14 protein-coding genes are annotated in these 18,150 nt (G+C 27.7%); 10 read left to right on the forward strand and 4 right to left on the reverse strand.

Annotated features, from left to right (window positions below):
* Window positions 1-47 precede the first annotated feature (47 nt).
* Window positions 48-2,684, forward strand: a complete 2,637-nt coding sequence (locus AB0T67_RS01470) for a valine--tRNA ligase (RefSeq protein WP_369218834.1) — start codon at window positions 48-50, stop codon at window positions 2,682-2,684.
* 65 nt (window positions 2,685-2,749) lie between these two features.
* On the opposite strand, the gene AB0T67_RS01475 is transcribed toward AB0T67_RS01470, so the two are convergent.
* Genes AB0T67_RS01475 through AB0T67_RS01490 form a run of 4 tightly spaced genes read right to left on the reverse strand, consistent with a single transcriptional unit; the run spans window position 2,750 to window position 5,667 of the window.
* Window positions 2,750-3,472: a head GIN domain-containing protein gene (locus AB0T67_RS01475; protein ID WP_369218835.1), complete on the reverse strand. Its 723-nt coding sequence runs from the start codon at window positions 3,470-3,472 to the stop codon at window positions 2,750-2,752.
* A gap of 42 nt (window positions 3,473-3,514) precedes the next feature.
* Entirely contained in the window at window positions 3,515-4,588 is a 1,074-nt protein-coding gene (locus AB0T67_RS01480) for a hypothetical protein (protein WP_369218836.1), read from the reverse strand.
* A complete protein-coding gene (locus tag AB0T67_RS01485) occupies window positions 4,572-5,102 on the reverse strand; it encodes a hypothetical protein (protein WP_369218837.1) in 531 nt (176 codons plus the stop codon). The genes AB0T67_RS01480 and AB0T67_RS01485 overlap by 17 nt, the downstream gene beginning before the upstream one ends.
* Window positions 5,092-5,667, reverse strand: coding sequence for an RNA polymerase sigma factor (locus AB0T67_RS01490; RefSeq protein ID WP_369218838.1), 576 nt, complete (start codon window positions 5,665-5,667; stop codon window positions 5,092-5,094). The genes AB0T67_RS01485 and AB0T67_RS01490 overlap by 11 nt, the downstream gene beginning before the upstream one ends.
* 157 nt (window positions 5,668-5,824) lie before the next feature.
* Here AB0T67_RS01490 and AB0T67_RS01495 point away from each other — a divergent pair, with 157 nt between their 5' ends.
* From AB0T67_RS01495 to AB0T67_RS01535, 9 genes are all read left to right on the forward strand, one after another.
* On the forward strand, window positions 5,825-6,685 hold the full coding sequence (locus tag AB0T67_RS01495) for a beta/alpha barrel domain-containing protein (RefSeq protein WP_369220482.1): 861 nt from the start codon (window positions 5,825-5,827) through the stop codon (window positions 6,683-6,685).
* Between the two features lies 1 nt (window position 6,686).
* Entirely contained in the window at window positions 6,687-7,505 is an 819-nt protein-coding gene (locus tag AB0T67_RS01500) for a hypothetical protein (RefSeq protein WP_271229997.1), read from the forward strand.
* Window positions 7,506-7,538: 33 nt separating this feature from the next.
* Window positions 7,539-9,092: a bifunctional metallophosphatase/5'-nucleotidase gene (locus tag AB0T67_RS01505; RefSeq protein ID WP_271229996.1), complete on the forward strand. Its 1,554-nt coding sequence runs from the start codon at window positions 7,539-7,541 to the stop codon at window positions 9,090-9,092.
* A 128-nt stretch (window positions 9,093-9,220) separates the two neighbouring features.
* Window positions 9,221-10,390 (forward strand): DUF4856 domain-containing protein, encoded by a 1,170-nt coding sequence (locus AB0T67_RS01510; protein WP_369218839.1) that lies wholly within the window; start codon window positions 9,221-9,223, stop codon window positions 10,388-10,390.
* A 98-nt stretch (window positions 10,391-10,488) separates the two neighbouring features.
* Window positions 10,489-11,586, forward strand: coding sequence for an imelysin family protein (locus AB0T67_RS01515; protein ID WP_369218840.1), 1,098 nt, complete (start codon window positions 10,489-10,491; stop codon window positions 11,584-11,586).
* Window positions 11,579-12,946, forward strand: coding sequence for an HTTM domain-containing protein (locus tag AB0T67_RS01520; RefSeq protein ID WP_369218841.1), 1,368 nt, complete (start codon window positions 11,579-11,581; stop codon window positions 12,944-12,946). The genes AB0T67_RS01515 and AB0T67_RS01520 overlap by 8 nt, the downstream gene beginning before the upstream one ends.
* Window positions 12,921-15,395, forward strand: a complete 2,475-nt coding sequence (locus tag AB0T67_RS01525; protein WP_369218842.1) for a TonB-dependent receptor domain-containing protein — start codon at window positions 12,921-12,923, stop codon at window positions 15,393-15,395. The genes AB0T67_RS01520 and AB0T67_RS01525 overlap by 26 nt, the downstream gene beginning before the upstream one ends.
* A gap of 59 nt (window positions 15,396-15,454) precedes the next feature.
* On the forward strand, window positions 15,455-16,489 hold the full coding sequence (locus AB0T67_RS01530) for a Fe(3+) ABC transporter substrate-binding protein (protein WP_369218843.1): 1,035 nt from the start codon (window positions 15,455-15,457) through the stop codon (window positions 16,487-16,489).
* A 107-nt stretch (window positions 16,490-16,596) separates the two neighbouring features.
* Entirely contained in the window at window positions 16,597-18,138 is a 1,542-nt protein-coding gene (locus AB0T67_RS01535) for an ABC transporter permease (RefSeq protein ID WP_369218844.1), read from the forward strand.
* The last annotated feature ends 12 nt before the right edge of the window (window positions 18,139-18,150 follow it).

The raw sequence follows: 18,150 nt of genomic DNA on the forward strand, positions 1-18,150 counted from the left end.
AAACTTAAGTAAGCTTAATACTTAAGGCATAAATATACATAAAACATATGAATATTCCATCAAAATACGATTCTAAAGAGGTAGAAGGAAAGTGGTACGATTACTGGATGAAACATAATTATTTTCATTCAGAAGTAGATGAGCGAGAACCTTATACCATTGTAATACCACCACCTAACGTAACAGGAGTATTACATATGGGACATATGTTAAACAATACAATTCAAGATGTTTTAATACGTCGTGCACGTTTACAAGGTAAAAATGCTTGTTGGGTTCCTGGAACTGATCATGCATCAATTGCTACTGAAGCAAAGGTTGTTGCAAAGTTAAAAGAACAAGGAATTGATAAAAATGATTTAACTCGTGAAGAATTCTTGGCACATGCTTGGGAATGGAAAAATGAGTACGGTGGAATTATTTTAGATCAATTAAAAAAATTAGGTGCTTCTTGTGATTGGGAACGTACAGCTTTTACTATGGATCCTGCATTGTCGGAATCTGTAATTAAAGTTTTTGTTGATTTATATAATAAAGGCTTAATTTACCGTGGTTATAGAATGGTAAATTGGGATCCTGAAGCAAAAACTACTTTATCTGATGAAGAAGTTATTCATGTTGAAAAACAAGGAAATCTTTATTATTTAGAATATAAAATTGAAGGTTCTGATGAAAAATTAACAATTGCAACTACACGTCCTGAAACTATTTTTGGAGATTCTGCAATTTGTATCAATCCAAATGATGAGCGTTTTACTCATTTAAAAGGAAAGAAAGCAATTGTTCCTTTATCTAATAGAGTAATTCCTATTATTGAAGATGAATATGTAGATATTGAATTTGGTACTGGATGTTTAAAAGTTACTCCAGCACACGATGAAAATGATAAAGTTTTAGGAGATAAGCACAAATTAGAAGTAATTGATATTTTTAATGATGATGCTTCTTTAAACTCTTTCGGATTACATTATCAAGGAAAAGACCGTTTTGTAGCTCGTAAATTAGTAGCCAAAGAATTAGAAGAAAAAGGAATTTTAGTGAAAACTGAAGTTCATATTAATAAAGTAGGAACATCAGAAAGAACAAAAGCTGTTATAGAACCAAGATTATCAGATCAATGGTTTTTAAAGATGGAAGATTTAGCAAAACCTGCTATTGATGCTGTTTTAGGTGAAGATAGCGAAGTTAAATTATATCCAAAGAAATTCGAAAACACGTACCGTCACTGGATGGAAAATGTACGTGATTGGAATATTTCTCGTCAATTATGGTGGGGACAACAAATTCCTGCTTATTTCTACGGAGATGGAAAAGAAGATTTTGTAGTTGCTGAAAGTATTGACGAAGCTGTAGTTTTAGCAAAAGAAAGAACTGGAAAAGCCGATTTAGTAGCAACTGATTTAAGACAAGATGAAGATGCTTTAGATACTTGGTTTTCTTCTTGGTTATGGCCAATGTCTGTTTTTGATGGAATTAATAATCCTGAAAACGAAGAAATTAAATACTATTATCCAACAAACGATTTAGTTACTGGTCCAGATATTTTATTTTTCTGGGTAGCTCGTATGATTGTTGCAGGATACGAATATAAAGATGAACGTCCGTTTGAAAACGTTTATTTAACAGGTTTAGTACGTGATAAACAACGTAGAAAAATGTCTAAATCGTTAGGTAATTCACCTGATGCTTTAAAATTAATTGAAGATTATAGTGCCGATGGTGTTCGTGTAGGTTTATTATTAAGTGCTGCTGCGGGTAACGATTTAATGTTCGATGAAGATTTATGTAAACAAGGAAAAGGATTTTCAAATAAAATTTGGAATGCATTCCGTTTAGTTACAGGTTGGGAAATTGATGCAACTATCGAACAGCCTGAATCAGCAAAAATTGGTTTAGAATGGTATGCTGTTAAATTTCAAACTGTGTTAGCTGAAATTGAAGATCATTTTTCTAAATATCGTTTATCAGATGCTTTAATGGCTATTTATAAACTAATTATGGATGATTTTTCTTCATGGTTATTAGAGGCTGTAAAACCAGCTTATCAACAACCAATTGACAAGAAAACATTCGACGCCGTAATTGCTGTTTTTGAAGAGAACTTAAAAGTATTACATCCGTTTATGCCTTTCTTATCAGAAGAAATTTGGCAACATATTGCAGATAGAACTCCAGAAGAAGCTTTAATAATAGCTAAATATCCTGAGCTTAAAGAAGTGGATACAGCTATAATTAGTGAATTTGAGTTTGCTACAGAAGTAGTATCAGGAATTAGAAATATCAGAAAAAATAAAAATATTTCATTTAAAGATGCTATAGAATTATCAGTTGTAAATAATGAAGATTTTACAAATAAATTTGATATTTTAATTCAGAAATTAACTAATGCATCAGTAATTAATTATGTTTCTGATAAGGTTGATGGAGCTTCGTTTAGAGTAAAATCAAACGAATATTTTATTCCTGTAGCTGAAGAAGAAATCGATGTAGCGGCAGAAACTATCAAATTAAATGGAGAGTTAAAAAGAGCAGAAGGTTTCTTATTCGGAATTCAAAAGAAATTATCAAATGAGCGTTTTGTAAGCAATGCACCAGATCAGGTTATTGTTATAGAGCGTAAAAAAGAGTCAGATACTTTAGCGAAGATTGAAACTATTAAAAGTAGTTTAGCTTCTTTAAAATAATTTTTTTAAAGAAAAAGCTCTGATAATTTTTACAATTATCAGAGCTTTTTTTATGTTTATTTTGATTAGTTTTTATCAACAATATCTCCAGAACCAATTGACTTTACTTTTATGTTTTTAGGATAACCTTTATAGCAAATGCTTCCTGACCCTGTAATATCTCCTTTAATTTCTTTATTAACTGTAGTTTTCATATTTCCAGATCCTGTAATATTTGCTTTTAAATATTGGGTGTTTAAATTATATGCTTTTAAGCTTCCTGAGCCAACCAAATAGTTTTCAAAAGCAGTTGTATGACCTGTTAAATTAATGTTTCCAGATCCACTAATTGAAGTTTTTACAGTATTTGTATTTACATCAGCAGTAATATTACCTGAACCGTTTAAATCAAAAGAGATAATATCTGATTTAATTATTTTTTTAATATTAAGATTACCTGAACCGTTTAAAGAAGCTTTTTTAATTGATTGAAAAGGAACTGTAATAATTAAGTTATTCATTGTGTTAATATTGGTATTTTCTTTAAATTTAATAATTAAAAGTCCTTTTTTTACATAAGTTTCTATAAAAGGAAGTATATCCTCTTCTCCTTTTAGAGTTATTGTTCCTTTGTTACCATCAATTAAATTAACGTTAAAAGAACCATTAACATATACTTTATCAAAAGAAGATATAGTACGAGTTTTAGTAATGGTATTTCCTTTAATTTTGTTAGAACCCCACCAGTTTTGTGCATTACTAGAAATTGATACTAAAACGATAATAAATGTAATTAAATGTTTTTTCATGATTAAAATTTGATAAGATTATTTTTTTAGAGATAAATGTAGTTATTCATTTAACTTAATTGAAATGCCTCCATAATTCGACTTTATATTTACGTTTGAATTTGTCTCATTACCAAAAATACCTTCGTAATATTTTGTGGAGTTTTTTTCAATACTTTTAAAAATTGTTGTTTTTTCTTTAGGATATCTGAGGTTAGCATATGTTAAATTTATTTTAAAATTGAAATTATTTTCGATATTTGCACCTAGTTTTATACTTGTATAATTACCATCAATTATAATTTTATCGAAATCTTTTTTTAGATTTTCAATTTTAATTGTACCATAATTTGATTTAAGTGTTAGGTTCTTTTTTAAAGTTTTAATTTTAATATTAGTGTAATCAGAATTACTTGTAAATTGAGTTATATTATTAGCGGATAAACTTCCGTAATCACTATTAAATTTAAGGTTTTCTATTTTTCCTATTTTTATAGTGGAGTAATCATTGTTAACAATTAATGATTTAGAATTATTAATCGTTAATTTAGAATAATCGATATTTACATTACCCGATTTAATGAAATTAATTTCAGAGTTTTCACAATAATCTAGGTTAATATTATTAGACTCATTTAATAATTCATCAATTTCTACATTACCATAATCACAATTAATATTTACTTTCCCTTTTATACGATCAAGTTCGATATTACCATATTTATTGTTTAAATCGGCATTATTTGTTAGAGGAATTTTTATGTGATAATTTATTTTATAATTTATATTATTATTTCCCCATGACGACCAATTAAATTTTGAATTTTCAATTTTAGTACTTGCTTTTACTAAGTTATTTGAAGATTCAAATAGGACATTAATCGCATTTAATTTGTTTTTAATATTATTTATATTATCTCCTTTTACGATTATTTTAACTTCAATTACTATATGATTCTTATCCCAACTGCTAACTTGTATATTTCCGTATTTATTACTAACATATAGCGTAGCGTTTTTATTTACAGAAAAATTTTTATGAATTGTTTTAGTTTCTTCATACTTTTTATCATTATTTGCTACTAAAATGTTGGGTATAAAAAATAACAACACGATTAATTTATATAATTTCATCATCTTTTATTTTTAATTTTTTAGAATTATTATGTACTTCTAATTGTGTAAAAAGTGTTTCTAAAACCTTTAAACGCTGTTGGTAATTTAGAATCATTTGTCTAATTATTTGTTTTTTATTTTCGTTTTTAGAAAGATCATTTATTAGCCCATTGTAGCGATTTTCTAAATCTTCAATTTTTTCAAAGGAATCTTCTATCAAAGTTTCAGTATCAATGTTTCTATATTGTTCAATTTCTTTTAATTCTTGATTTATTGTTGAAACAAAAAAGTGTTGTGTTTCTGCCATTTTTGGTGATACATTAGCTAAGTTATACCTTTTATTTTGTTGATAACTAAATAAGTAAAAGCCTAAAATTAAGGTTATGGATGCTGCAATATTCATCCACAGTATATTGGTTTTTTTCTTTTTTTTAGCTTCTTTTAATTTTTTTGAAAAACGATTTGAATGCCCAATGTGAGGTTCCAATATATCGAAATCATTTTCATCGAAAAATTGATGTAATTTATCTTCCATATATTTGATTTTTTGTTATTTTAGTAAGTATTTCTTGCTTTAATTTTTTTTTAGCTCTTGATATTGTTGTACGTACATTTTCGTTTGTATAATTTAATATTTGAGATATTTCTTCATAATCATAGCCTTCAATTAAATTTAAAGTAAGTATTATTCGGTAATTTTCTTTTAACTTAAGTAAACAATTCATAACCTGTTTTACATCTAAAGATGTATAATCTATTTCTGGTTCTTCTATTTCAGAATTAGGAATAACTTCCATTTTTACTGTTTCATAACGATTGTTTTTCTTTAGCTGTGTAAGACTTTTATTAATTACGATCCTTTTTAGCCAAGCACCAAAAGTAACTTCACCTTTAAATGTATTCAATTTAGTGAAAGCAGTTAAAAAAGCTTCTTGAATTATATCTTCAGCTTCAAGACTATTTTTTAAAATACGAAAAGCTGTGTTATACATAGCTTTATAGTAACTATTATACACTTGTATTTGTGCAGAGCGATTGCCTTTTTTACAGTGTGCTATTAATTGATCGATATGTTTTTTTTTAGTATTTAAAGCTATCATTCTATATTAAAGACAATACCGTTTTTTTAATGTGACAGTTTATTTAGATAAAAGTAATTTTTTATTTTAAATGATAAAAAAAGGAATGTTAAATTAACAGTATCAGAAGATAACAATACGTATAAACTGAATCAAAATATGTATATTTGGCATAATGATTGACAGTATAAAAATTATAGAATGTCCTCGTGATGCGATGCAAGGAATAAAAAGTCATTTTATTTCTACCGAGGCAAAGGCAAAATATATCAATTCCTTATTAAAAGTAGGTTTTGATACCATTGATTTTGGAAGTTTTGTATCACCTAAAGCAATTCCTCAAATGAGGGATACTGCTGAGGTTTTATCAAAGTTAGATTTATCAAAAACAAGAAGTAAATTATTAGCAATTGTAGCGAATGTTAGAGGTGCAAATGATGCAGCTCAATTTGAAGAGATTGATTATTTAGGATATCCTTTTTCTATATCTGAGAATTTTCAAATGCGTAACACACATAAAACAATTGAACAATCGGTAGATACTTTAAAAGAAGTATTATCTATTGCTAATAGAAGTAATAAAGAAGTTGTGGCATATATGTCAATGGGTTTTGGAAACCCTTATGGAGATCCGTGGAATATAGAAATTGTAGGAGAATGGACAGAAAAATTATCTAATTTAGGTGTTAAAATTTTATCTTTATCCGATACCGTTGGTAGTTCAACTCCTGAAGATATAAATTATTTATTTTCAAATTTAATACCTAGTTACCCTGAAATAGAGTTTGGTGCTCATTTACATACTACGCCTGAAAAATGGCATGAAAAAGTAGATAGTGCTTTTAAAGCAGGATGTAAACGTTTTGATGGAGCAATAAAAGGTTATGGAGGTTGTCCAATGGCAAAAGACGAGTTAATAGGTAATATGCCTACGGAAAAATTATTATCCTATTTTAATGTCCAAAAAGCTGAAACAAATTTAAAACCAATGAGTTTTGAAAGTGCTTATAATAAGGCTCTTGAGCTCTTTAAAATATAATATGAAGTTTAAAAACAGTATTTTTTTATTATTTTTAGTATCCCTTAGTCAAATTATTTTTAGTCAAGAGTCAATTGATGAGCGTATTGGTGTTTGGCAAATATCCGATGGTGTTTTAGTTGTAAATCAGTCAAATAAAAATGATTTGGCAAATGATTATTGGAAAGAATTTTATAGGATTTTCCCTAAAGAATTGACTAGAAAATATATTAAACGTATTGTTTTAATGACCGATGGAGTAGATGAGAAAGTTGGTGCTTTAGTATCTTTAAATTCTAGAAATGATAAATGGCAGTTAGAAATAGATGTTAGAGATGTAAACCTTAAAACTAGGGATAAAAAAAGGTTGTATGAGTCTATTTATACGATGGTACATGAATTTGGTCATTTATTAACTTTAAATAAAACTCAAATTAGACCAACGACTAAAAGAGAACAAGGCGAAGGTGACTTATATTTAACTAATGAAGGTGAAGCTTATAGAAAAAGTTACATCAATAGGTTTGTAAATTTATTTTGGAAAGGCAAATTATTAAGTAGATGGGATGTAATTCAGCGAGATTATTGTTATACAGAAGATAATTGTGTAGATAAGTTATTTGATTTATACGAAAATAATTCTTCTGAATTTTTAACAGATTATGCCGCCGAAAGCCCTGAAGAAGATATTGTTGAAAGTTGGACAGCCTTTGTTTTAAGACCACGAATAAGAAAACCAAAGACTATTGCTCATAAAAAAAGGAACTTTTTTTACCAGTTTCCTGAGTTAGTTGCTTATAGAAAAACAATCAGACAAAATACACGTAAATATCTTCATTAGAATTTGTAAATTTGATTTATAAAAAAAGAATCAATGAAACAAGTTAAATTTTTATTAGCAACTATAATAATTTTTTTTATTATTGGTTGTAGTTCACAAAAACACACACAGAGTTCATCAAAAGCTGTTTATCAATTTAATAAACAAGCAGAAAAAACATATTTTAATATACTTCAACTAAATGATGTTTACGAAATAGCTCCTATTCAAGGAGGTAAATTTGGTGGTATGGCGAGAGTCGAAACTGTACATCAAAACTTATTAAAAGAAAATAAAAATACAATGCTTGTTTTGGCAGGTGATTTTTTAAACCCATCTTTAATTGGGACCATGAAAGTTGACGGATCTCGTGTTAAAGGTAAGCAAATGGTTGAGGTAATGAATGCAATGAACTTTGATTTTGTTGCATTTGGTAATCATGAATTAGATTTAAGTTATAATAGTTTACAAGAAAGATTAAATGAAAGTAATTTTGACTGGATTTCATCAAATGTATTACATAATAAAGAAGGTAAACATTATTATTTCCAAAAGATAATTAACGGTAAAAAAGAAAACTTAGAAGATTCTTATATTAAAGAATACTTAAATCCTGATGGATCTATATTAAAAGTAGGTTTTATAAGTGCTTGTATTCCTTCAAATCCTAAAAGCTATGTTTATTATGGTGATGTTTATGAAGAAATAAAAAGAGCATATAGAGAAATTAAAGATAAAGTAGATGTTGTTATTGGTTTAACACATTTAACAATTGAACAAGATAAAAAAGTAGCAGAATTATTGCCAAATGTTCACTTAATAATGGGAGGGCATGAACATACTAATAGTTACGATAAAGTAGGTAATGTAGTTATTACAAAAGCAGATGCGAATGCTAAAACAGTATACATACATCGATTTGAATATGATTCAGCAACTAAAAAAATTCAATTAAAATCAGAGTTAAAAGAAATTAATAATAAAATTCCTAAAGATAAAAAAGTAGGTGTTATTGTTGATAAATGGCAAAATATTTTAAAAAATAAAATTCAAGATATTGTATCGAATCCATATGAAATTATCTATAAAACTAAAATCCCTTTAGAAGCAAGAGAAACACCTATTAGAAGTGAGCAAACAAGTATGGGTGAAATTATAGCAAAAGCAATGAGTTTTTCTTATGATGATACTGTTGATTGTGCACTAGTAAATGGAGGGTCTATTCGTATTGATGATAGATTATTCGGAAAAATAAGTGTGATTGATATTTTTAGAGTTTTACCTTATGGAGGTGCTGTTTTAAAAGTTGATATAAAGGGAGGTTTATTGAAAGAAGTTCTAGAATATGGGCAAAATGCAATAGGTACTGGAGCTTATTTACAACGTTATAATGCTAGTAAAAAACAAGATAAATGGATTATTGGTACTAATGTTATAGATGAAAATAAAATTTATAAAGTAGCATTTTCTGATTATTTATTAAAAGGTTTAGATATTCCTATGTTGAATGAGAAAAACAATAATGTATTATCTGTTTACAAACCCAAAAATTCCGAATTAACTTTTGATATAAGAAAGGCAGTAATTAGCTATCTTAAAAAGCAGTAATTCTTGTGTTTTTTCATTAATTATTACTTTTATTTAAAATAAGTCTTAATAAACTTTGTTTAATTGATTAACTATTTTACATTTGCAACCGTAAAATAAATAGTTATTTAAAATAAATCTTAATAAAAATGAGAAAAATTATTCTTTCAGCATTGGTTTTATCAACCTTAGTATTCACATCTTGTTCAAATGAAAAAAATACTCCTGAAGTTTTAAATTCAGTGGAAACACCTGTTGCTTATGATTTTGAAAATGTTAGTTTTTCAGGTCAAGTAACACGTTTAAAAATGGCAGATGAATTAAAAACAGCCTTAGGTAAAAGTAGTTTTGCTATTACAGGAGATGTTTCTGCTTCAGATGCATTGACAAAATTAAACAATATGTTTGCTGATGGAACTGGTTTTTCTGATAAAGAATTAGTAGGTAAAAAATTGCGAGTAACTGTTGCTTCAGGTACTAATTCAATATTAACATCACCACAAAGTGATGAGTTACGTGTTAAAATGGATGGTTGGATTAAAGAGTTTGCAGAGGTAGTTGTTCCTGCAAAAGCAGTAGATGCTTCACAAGGGGTTGCTGGTAACTTAGATGGAAAAAGATATGTTAATGCAAATGGTTTAGAAGCTAATCAGGCAGTTGCTAAAACTATGATTGGTGCTATTATGTTAGATCAAATTGTAAATAAATATGTATCGAAAGATTATTTAGCAGGTGCAACTGCAGATAATGATGCAAATAAACCATATAAAGAAGGTGTTAAATATACTAAGTTACAACATGCTTGGGATGAAGCTTATGGTTATGTTTTTGGTTTAGAAGATAATACTAAGAATCCAGTAAATAGTACTGATGCTAGAAAAGGTTTTTTAAATTCGTATTTAAAAACTGTTGAGTCTGATGAAGATTTTAAAGGTATTTTTGATAAAATAAATAATGCATTTAAAAAAGGAAGACAAGCAATAGTTGTTAAAAATTATGAGGTAATGCAAGAGCAAGCAGTTGTTTTAAGAGCTGAATTATCTAAAGTTATAGCAGTGAAAACTGTATATTATTTACTAAAAGGAAAAGGTACAAAAGATGCTAGTACATTACATGCCTTATCTGAAGCTTATGGTTTTGCACATGCAATGAAATTTGCACATGCTAATGGAAAACAAATAGGTGCAATGATGGATAGTACTATTACTACTCTAGAAGAAGGTGAATTTGGTCTTTGGTCAGTATCTGATGAAGATTTACAATCTTTAGCTGTTAAGTTAGCTAGTTATTATGGTTTTACAGTAGATGAAGCTTTATAGTAGTTATTAAGGAAAATATTGAAAAAAATAGCTGTTTTATATAGCTATTTTTTTTATTTTTGTTCTTATTTAGATTAATAAGAAATAAACAATTTATAATGAAAAATTTAATATATATCGCTTTTGTTTTTATCTTGGTTGGTTGTGGTTCTGATGGCAGTGGAAACACACCTTCAAACCCTGATAGCTTTAAAAGAAAAGAAATGCTAACTTTTTGGGCAGAACAAATTATTATCCCTGGTTACACTGACTTCAATACAAAAACAAATGAGTTAAATACAACTGTGCAAACATTTACAACTACACCTACAGTAGAAAATTTAAATTTAGCCAGAGATGCATGGAAAAAAGCATACATCGCTTGGCAAAAAGTGTCTATGTTTCAAGTAGGAAAGGCACAAGATTTAAATATGGTAAATTGTATGAATACAATACCAGCGAGTACTGAAAAAATAACATCATACGCTATATCTGGTACATATAATTTAGAATCACCAAACTTATATGCTGTTCAAGGTTTTCCTGCTTTAGATTATTTATTAAATGGTTTAGGTACAGATAATGAAACAGTTATTTTTTATACATCAGCAACTAATGCTATTGAATATAAAACATATTTAAATGATATAACTAAAAGAGTTGCCGATTTAACTAAAATGGTTTCTGATGATTGGACTGGAAGTTACAAACAAACTTTTATTGATAATGACGGATATACAGATGTAAGTAGTGTTGATAAATTAGTGAATTTTTACATTATTCCTTTTTTCGAAAAAGAGTTAAGAGATAATAAAATAGCAACACCTTCAGGAGCTAGAACAGGTGAAACTGAATCAGAAAAAGTAGAAGGATATTATAATAGAAATATTTCTAAAGAGCTTTTTACAACAGCATTATTAGCTACTAAAAACTTTTTCAAAGGAATAGGAAACAATGGTGTTGAAGGTAAAAGTTTACAACAATATTTAGAGTTTTTAAAACGTAAAGATTTAGTTGATATAATTAATGCCAAATTTGATGATATAGATAATAAAGCTACATTGTTAAATGATGATTTTGCAAGTCAAATTGAGTCAGATAAAACAGTTTTTTTAAATACATATGATTCTTTACAATCATTATTAAAAAGTTTTAAACCTGATATGATGAGTGCTTTGAGTATTAAAAATAATTCTACGGATGCAGATAATGATTAAAGGTATTCAACAATACTTGAAAAAAAATACGGAAGCCGCTCCATTAGCTGTTTTCCGTATTTTTTTTGGTTTTATGATGCTTTTAAGTTTACTGCGTTTCACTTATAAAGGTTGGATTGATCAATTATATATTCAACCTAAATTTGCCTTTTCTTTTTATGGTTTTGAATGGATAAAACCTCTAGGAAATTACACTTATATAATATTTTTAATTTGTGCAATTTCAACAATATTAATAACTATTGGTTATAAATATAAAACCGCAGTTTTAGTGTTTTTTCTAAGTTTTTCTTATATAGAATTAATGGATAAAACATATTATTTAAATCATTATTACTTTGTTAGCTTAATCGCTTTTATCTTATTTTTTTTACCAGCAAATGCTTATTTTTCTTTAGATGCAAAATTGAATGAAAAAATAAGTTATCAAAAAATACCAAATTGGACAATTGATTGTTTAAAATTAATGTTAGCGATTGTCTATTTTTATGCAGGTTTAGCAAAATTAAATTCAGATTGGTTATTTAGAGCATCTCCATTAAATATTTGGCTTCCTATACAGAATAATTTACCTTTAGTCGGTGTTTTTATGCCAAAAACATGGTTTCATTTTGCCATGAGTTGGTCAGGTGCTATTTACGATTTAACAATTCCTTTTCTATTACTTTATAAAAGAACTCGTTTATATGCCTTTATAATGGTTGTAATATTTCATGTTTTTACAAGGATATTATTTTCAATAGGTATGTTTCCTTATATAATGATTGTTTCTACAATTATATTTTTCGATGCAAAGGTGCATCATAAAATATTAGCTATATTTGCATCTTTTTTTAAAATATCTAAAACTTATTTTGATCAAAATAAAGTTCTTTTTAAAGCGAAAAAACAACAAGTAATACTTAATGTATTAGCTGTTTTCTTTGTTTTTCAAATCTTATTTCCTTTCAGATATTTATTATATCCTGGAGAATTATTTTGGAATGAAGAAGGATATCGTTTTTCTTGGAGAGTTATGCTAATAGAAAAAGCAGGATTTGCAGAGTTTAAAATAGTCGATAAAGAAACCAAACAGCAATTTTATATCAATAATAGAGAATATTTATCTGCTATTCAAGAAAAGCAAATGAGTTTTCAGTCAGATTTTATACTGCAATTTGCACACTTTTTAGGTGATACTTATAAACAAAAAGGAATGAAGAATCCACAAGTTTTTGTAGATAGTTATGTTACATTAAATGGCAGATTAAGTACAAAATTTATAGATTCTAAAATAGATTTATATCAACAAAAAGAAAGTTTTAAGCACAAAAACTGGATTATACCATTTAATCATGAAATTAAAATTAAAGGATTATAGTATTCTTATAATAGCAATACTTACTTTTTCTGCAACTTTTGCACAATATACCGTATCAGGAAAAGTATTAAATTCAAAAGGAAAAGGTATTAATAGTGTAGAAGTATATAGTGCTAATAGCGGTGTGTTAATAAAAACAAATGCTACTGGTAATTACGAAATAACTGATTTGCCAAAAGGAAACATAAAACTTGTTTTCTTTTCTTATAATTATAATATTGTAGAAAAAGAGATTAATTTAACGGCAGATTCAAAGTTAAATATTACGCTTGATTATATTGGTGAAGAGTTATCTGAAGTTGTAATTAATCAAAGACAACGTAAAGTTTTTGCCTTAAAAAGATTAAAAAAAGTAGAAGGAACTGCTATTTATGCAGGTAAAAAATCAGAAGTAGTTTTATTAGGTGAAACAATTAGTAATAAAGCAGCAAATAATGCACGTCAAATTTATAGTCAAGTAGTTGGATTGAATATTTATGAAAATGATGATGCTGGTTTACAATTAAATATTGGTGGTAGAGGTTTAGATCCTAATAGAACATCAAACTTTAATACGCGTCAAAACGGATACGATATTAGTGCCGATGTTTTAGGATATCCTGAAAGTTATTATACGCCTCCTGCTGAAGCTTTAAAAGAAATACAAGTTGTACGTGGTGCAGCTTCATTACAATATGGAACTCAATTTGGTGGTTTACTTAATTTTAAATTAAATGAACCAAATAAAAATAAAGAATTTGAACTTGTAACAAGACAATCTACAGGATCTTTTGGATTGATAAATTCATTTAATAGCGTAGGTGGTACTATCGGTAAAACAGGATATTATGGATATGCTAATTACAAACAAGGTGATGGATTTAGACCTAATTCAGAATTTACTTCTATCAATATTTATGGGCATGTAAATCATAAATTATCAGAAAAAACAACCTTAACTGTTGAAGCTACTTATTTAAATTATTTAGCAAAACAAGCAGGAGGATTAACCGATACAATGTTTAATGAAGATCCTACACAAAGTAATCGTTCAAGAAATTGGTTTCGTGTAAATTGGAATTTATGGGCTGTAAAATTTGATCATGATTTTAATGAAAAAAGCAGATTAAGTGTTAATTTTTTCGGTTTAGATGCATCAAGAAAAGCGGTAGGTTATAGAGGTCAATATAAATTTCCTACTTTAAATCCTATATCAGCAGAAGATGAATTATTATTTGACAATCAATATGATGTTAGAGATTTAGTATCAGGTACTTTTAAAAATTGGGGAGTTGAAACACGTTTTTTATCAGAATATAATCTCGGAAATCAAAAAAATATTTATTTATTAGGAGTTAAATATTATCAAGCAAGAAATTCAGAAGTACAAGGAGAAGGTACTAGAGGTGTAGATGCTGATTTTACACTTGTTCCATCTGAAAGTTATCATAATTCTGATTTTGTTTTTCCTAATAAGAATTTAGCAGTATTTGGTGAACATATTTTTAATGTTACCGATAAAATATCAATTACGCCAGGTTTTCGTTTTGAGTATATAAAAACAGAAAGTGATGGAACATATAGAGCTATTATTAGAGATGGAGCAGGAGATGCTGTAGCTTTTGAAGATGCTACTGATAATCGAGTAAAAGAAAGAAATTTTGCGTTATTAGGTATTGGAGCAAGTTATAAACCATCTAATTCTTTTGAAATGTATGGTAATGTATCTCAAAATTACAGATCGGTAACATTTAATGATATTCGTACAGTTAGCCCTAGTTTTGTTGTTGATGAATTTATTGAAGATGAAAAAGGTGCTACAGGTGATGTTGGTTTTAGAGGGCGTTGGAATAATATAATATCTTATGATATTAGCGGATACGGACTTTATTATAATAATAGAATAGGTTTAGTTATTGAAGATGAAGGAGAGCATAAAGGAGATAGATTACGTACTAATATTGGTAATGCTTTTATCTATGGATTTGAAAGTTTAATTGATGTGAATTTAGCAAATGCTCTTAATTTAGATACTAATTATTCATTAAGTGTTTTTAATAATTTAGCCTTAACTAAATCAGAATATACCGAATCTGTTTATAAAAATGTAAAAGGAAAAGAAGTAGAATTTATTCCTTTTATAAACCTAAAAGCAGGTACTAAATTTGGATATAAAAATTTCTTAGGAAGTTTACAATTTACTCATTTATCGGAACAATTTACAGATGCAACAAATAGTGGAATTGATGAAGAAGGTAGTAATAGAGAAGGAACTGTTGGTCCAATACCTGCTTATTCAATTGTAGATGCATCTTTTTCATATTCATATAAAAAATGGAAAATAGAAACAGGAGTAAATAATTTGTTAAATCAAAATTATTTTACTCGTAGAGCAACAGGATATCCAGGACCAGGTATTTTACCAGCTTCTCCAAGAAGTTATTATTTAACTTTAGAATTTAAATTATAGTATTTTATGTTGAATCAATCTAAATAACTACATTTGTTTACTTTTAATTAATATTCAATATGAAAAATATAATAATAACTTTAATAATAACTGTAATTTTTGCTTCATGTAAAAAAGAACAGAAAAAAGAAGCAGTAAAACAACAAGAGGTAAACGTTTATACACATCGTCATTATAAAGCAGATCAAGGATTATTTGCTCAATTTGAAAAAGAAACAGGTGTAAAAGTAAACGTAGTAAATGCAAAAGCTGATGAGTTAATGCAAAAAATGACTATTGAAGGAGCGCAATCTCCTGCAGATGTATTAATTACTGTAGATGCAGGTCGTTTAGTTAGAGCCAAAAAGAAAGGTTTGTTACAGTCTGCTACTTCAGATATTTTAAATAAAACAATTCCTGCTCATTTAAAAGATGCCGATAATAATTGGTTTTCGTTAACAAAAAGAGCTCGTGTAATTGTTTATAATCCTGAAAAAGTAAAAGAAGAAGAATTATCTACTTACGAAGCTTTAACTGATGAAAAATGGAAAAATAGAATATTAATTCGTTCATCAGCTAATATTTATAATCAATCATTATTAGCTTCAATAATAGCGAATAACGGAGAAGAAAAAGCTACTGAATGGGCAAATGGAATAGTTGCTAATATGGCACGTTCACCAAAAGGAAATGACCGCGACCAAGTAAAGGCAGTCGTTGCTGGTGAAGGAGATATTGCTATCGTAAATACCTATTATATTGGTAAATTATTAAATTCTAAAAACCCTGAAGAAGTAAAAGTTGCTAACGGAGTTAAAATGTTTTTTCCAAATCAAAATACTAACGGAACACATATTAATGTAAGTGGAGCAGGAGTCGCAAAATATGCACCTAACAAAGCAAATGCTATTAAGTTTATTGAATTTTTAGTAAGTAAAAAATCGCAAGAAGTATTTGCTAAAGCTAATTATGAATATCCTGTGAATAAAGAGGTAGTTGCTTCGGATTTATTAAAATCATGGGGAACTTTTAAAGAAGATACTTTATCATTAACTAAATTAGGTGAGAATAATAAAAAAGCTGTTTTAGTTTTTGATAAAGCTCAATGGAAATAGTTTGTTTTTAATTTAAAAATCAATTAATTTTTGTGAAAAATACTTTTCAAACCATACGAAGAGATACAAACAAATGGTCAATATTTTTATTGATCATTGTTTTGTTTGTGGCAATACCTATACTGACTGTTTTTATTAATTTGTTTTATGGTCCTGGTGAAACTTGGAATCATTTAGTTGTTCATTTGTTACCAAATTATGTTCAGAATTCTGTTTTACTGATAATCGGTACAGGTATTTTAACATTGATTTTTGGTGTTTCATCGGCTTGGATTGTTTCTCGATATCATATTCCGTTTAGAAAGCAATTGGAATGGTTATTAATTCTTCCTTTAGCAATTCCGTCTTATATTACAGCATATGCTTATGCAGGTTTTTTTGATTATGGCGGTATTATAGAAAATATATTTCATGTTAAAATTGATGTAATGAATCACGTAGGATTAATTTTTGTCCTAAGTATTTCATTGTATCCTTATGTATATGTTGCTTCAAGGTCTTTCTTTTTGAATCAATCAAATAATATAATTGAAGCATCAAAAATATTAGGTGCAGGAGAACGAAAAACATTTTTTAAATTGATTCTTCCTTTAGCACGTCCTGCGTTTATTGGCGGATTAATTTTAGTATTAATGGAAGTTTTAAATGATTATGGAGCAGCTAAATATTACGGAATAAGTACTTTTACAACGGGTATTTTTAGAGCGTGGTTTTCTTTGGAAGAACCAGAAACAGCTATTTATTTATCAGCAATTTTAGTAATTATAATATTTTTGTTAATCACTATTGAAAAATGGCAACGAAGAAAAATAGGCTATTTTAATGCGACAAAAAATCATCAGAAAGTAAAAAGAGAATTTATATCAACTAGATTAAAAATAATATTTTTTATAATTGCTTTTATACCTGTTTTATTTGGGTTTTTAGTGCCTTTATTTCAGTTATTATATTGGGCATCCTTAACTTATAAAGAAGTTTTTACTTCTGAATTTTTAGTGATTTCTCTTCAAAGTTTTGGTATTGCAATGTTGTCGGCAATTTCTACGGTACTTTTTGCATTGTTTTTAATATTTTTTTCAAAATGGAATCGATTATCTTGGATGAAATCCATCGCAAAAATAGGCGTTTTAGGATACGCAATTCCAGGAGCAGTAATTGCTGTAGGAGTTTTAATCCCAACGTTATCAATAGATAAATGGTTATTTACTTTTATGAAAAATATATTTGATATAAAAATCGGATTTATTATCAATGGAACTATTATGGCATTGGTATACGCTTATCTTGTTCGTTTTTTGGCGGTGGCGTATAATCCTATTGAATCAAATAGTTTAAAGTTTGGAAAATCATTATCCGAAGCATCAAAAATTTTAGGTGCGAGTACGCTTAAAACATTTATTAAAATTGAATTTCCATTATTAAAACCAGCTATTTTAAGTGCATTTATCTTAGTTTTTGTCGATGTAATGAAGGAATTACCACTTACTTTAATTTTAAAACCATATCATATAAATACTTTGGCGGTTAAAGCTTACGAATATGCAGGCGATGAATTAATTGCAGAAGCATCATTGCCATCATTATTTATTATTTTAACAGGAATAATACCAATATTATTTTTAAATAGATTAATAGCGAAAGAAAATTAATGAAGACTACAT

It is taken from the genome of Tenacibaculum salmonis (assembly GCF_041053065.1).
GTDB classification, from domain to species: domain Bacteria; phylum Bacteroidota; class Bacteroidia; order Flavobacteriales; family Flavobacteriaceae; genus Polaribacter; species Polaribacter pacificus_A.

Excerpts from the sequence above, each read along its gene's own strand:
- AB0T67_RS01525 (WP_369218842.1), top strand. The coding sequence starts at position 12,921 with ATGAAATTAAAATTAAAGGATTATAGTATTCTTATAATAGCAATACTT.
- AB0T67_RS01530 (WP_369218843.1), top strand. The coding sequence starts at position 15,455 with ATGAAAAATATAATAATAACTTTAATAATAACTGTAATTTTTGCTTCA.
- AB0T67_RS01505 (WP_271229996.1), top strand. The coding sequence starts at position 7,539 with ATGAAACAAGTTAAATTTTTATTAGCAACTATAATAATTTTTTTTATT.
- AB0T67_RS01520 (WP_369218841.1), top strand. The coding sequence starts at position 11,579 with ATGATTAAAGGTATTCAACAATACTTGAAAAAAAATACGGAAGCCGCT.
- AB0T67_RS01490 (WP_369218838.1), bottom strand. The coding sequence starts at position 5,667 with ATGATAGCTTTAAATACTAAAAAAAAACATATCGATCAATTAATAGCA.
- AB0T67_RS01475 (WP_369218835.1), bottom strand. The coding sequence starts at position 3,472 with ATGAAAAAACATTTAATTACATTTATTATCGTTTTAGTATCAATTTCT.
- AB0T67_RS01480 (WP_369218836.1), bottom strand. The coding sequence starts at position 4,588 with ATGATGAAATTATATAAATTAATCGTGTTGTTATTTTTTATACCCAAC.
- AB0T67_RS01515 (WP_369218840.1), top strand. The coding sequence starts at position 10,489 with ATGAAAAATTTAATATATATCGCTTTTGTTTTTATCTTGGTTGGTTGT.
- AB0T67_RS01470 (WP_369218834.1), top strand. The coding sequence starts at position 48 with ATGAATATTCCATCAAAATACGATTCTAAAGAGGTAGAAGGAAAGTGG.
- AB0T67_RS01510 (WP_369218839.1), top strand. The coding sequence starts at position 9,221 with ATGAGAAAAATTATTCTTTCAGCATTGGTTTTATCAACCTTAGTATTC.
- AB0T67_RS01485 (WP_369218837.1), bottom strand. The coding sequence starts at position 5,102 with ATGGAAGATAAATTACATCAATTTTTCGATGAAAATGATTTCGATATA.
- AB0T67_RS01500 (WP_271229997.1), top strand. The coding sequence starts at position 6,687 with ATGAAGTTTAAAAACAGTATTTTTTTATTATTTTTAGTATCCCTTAGT.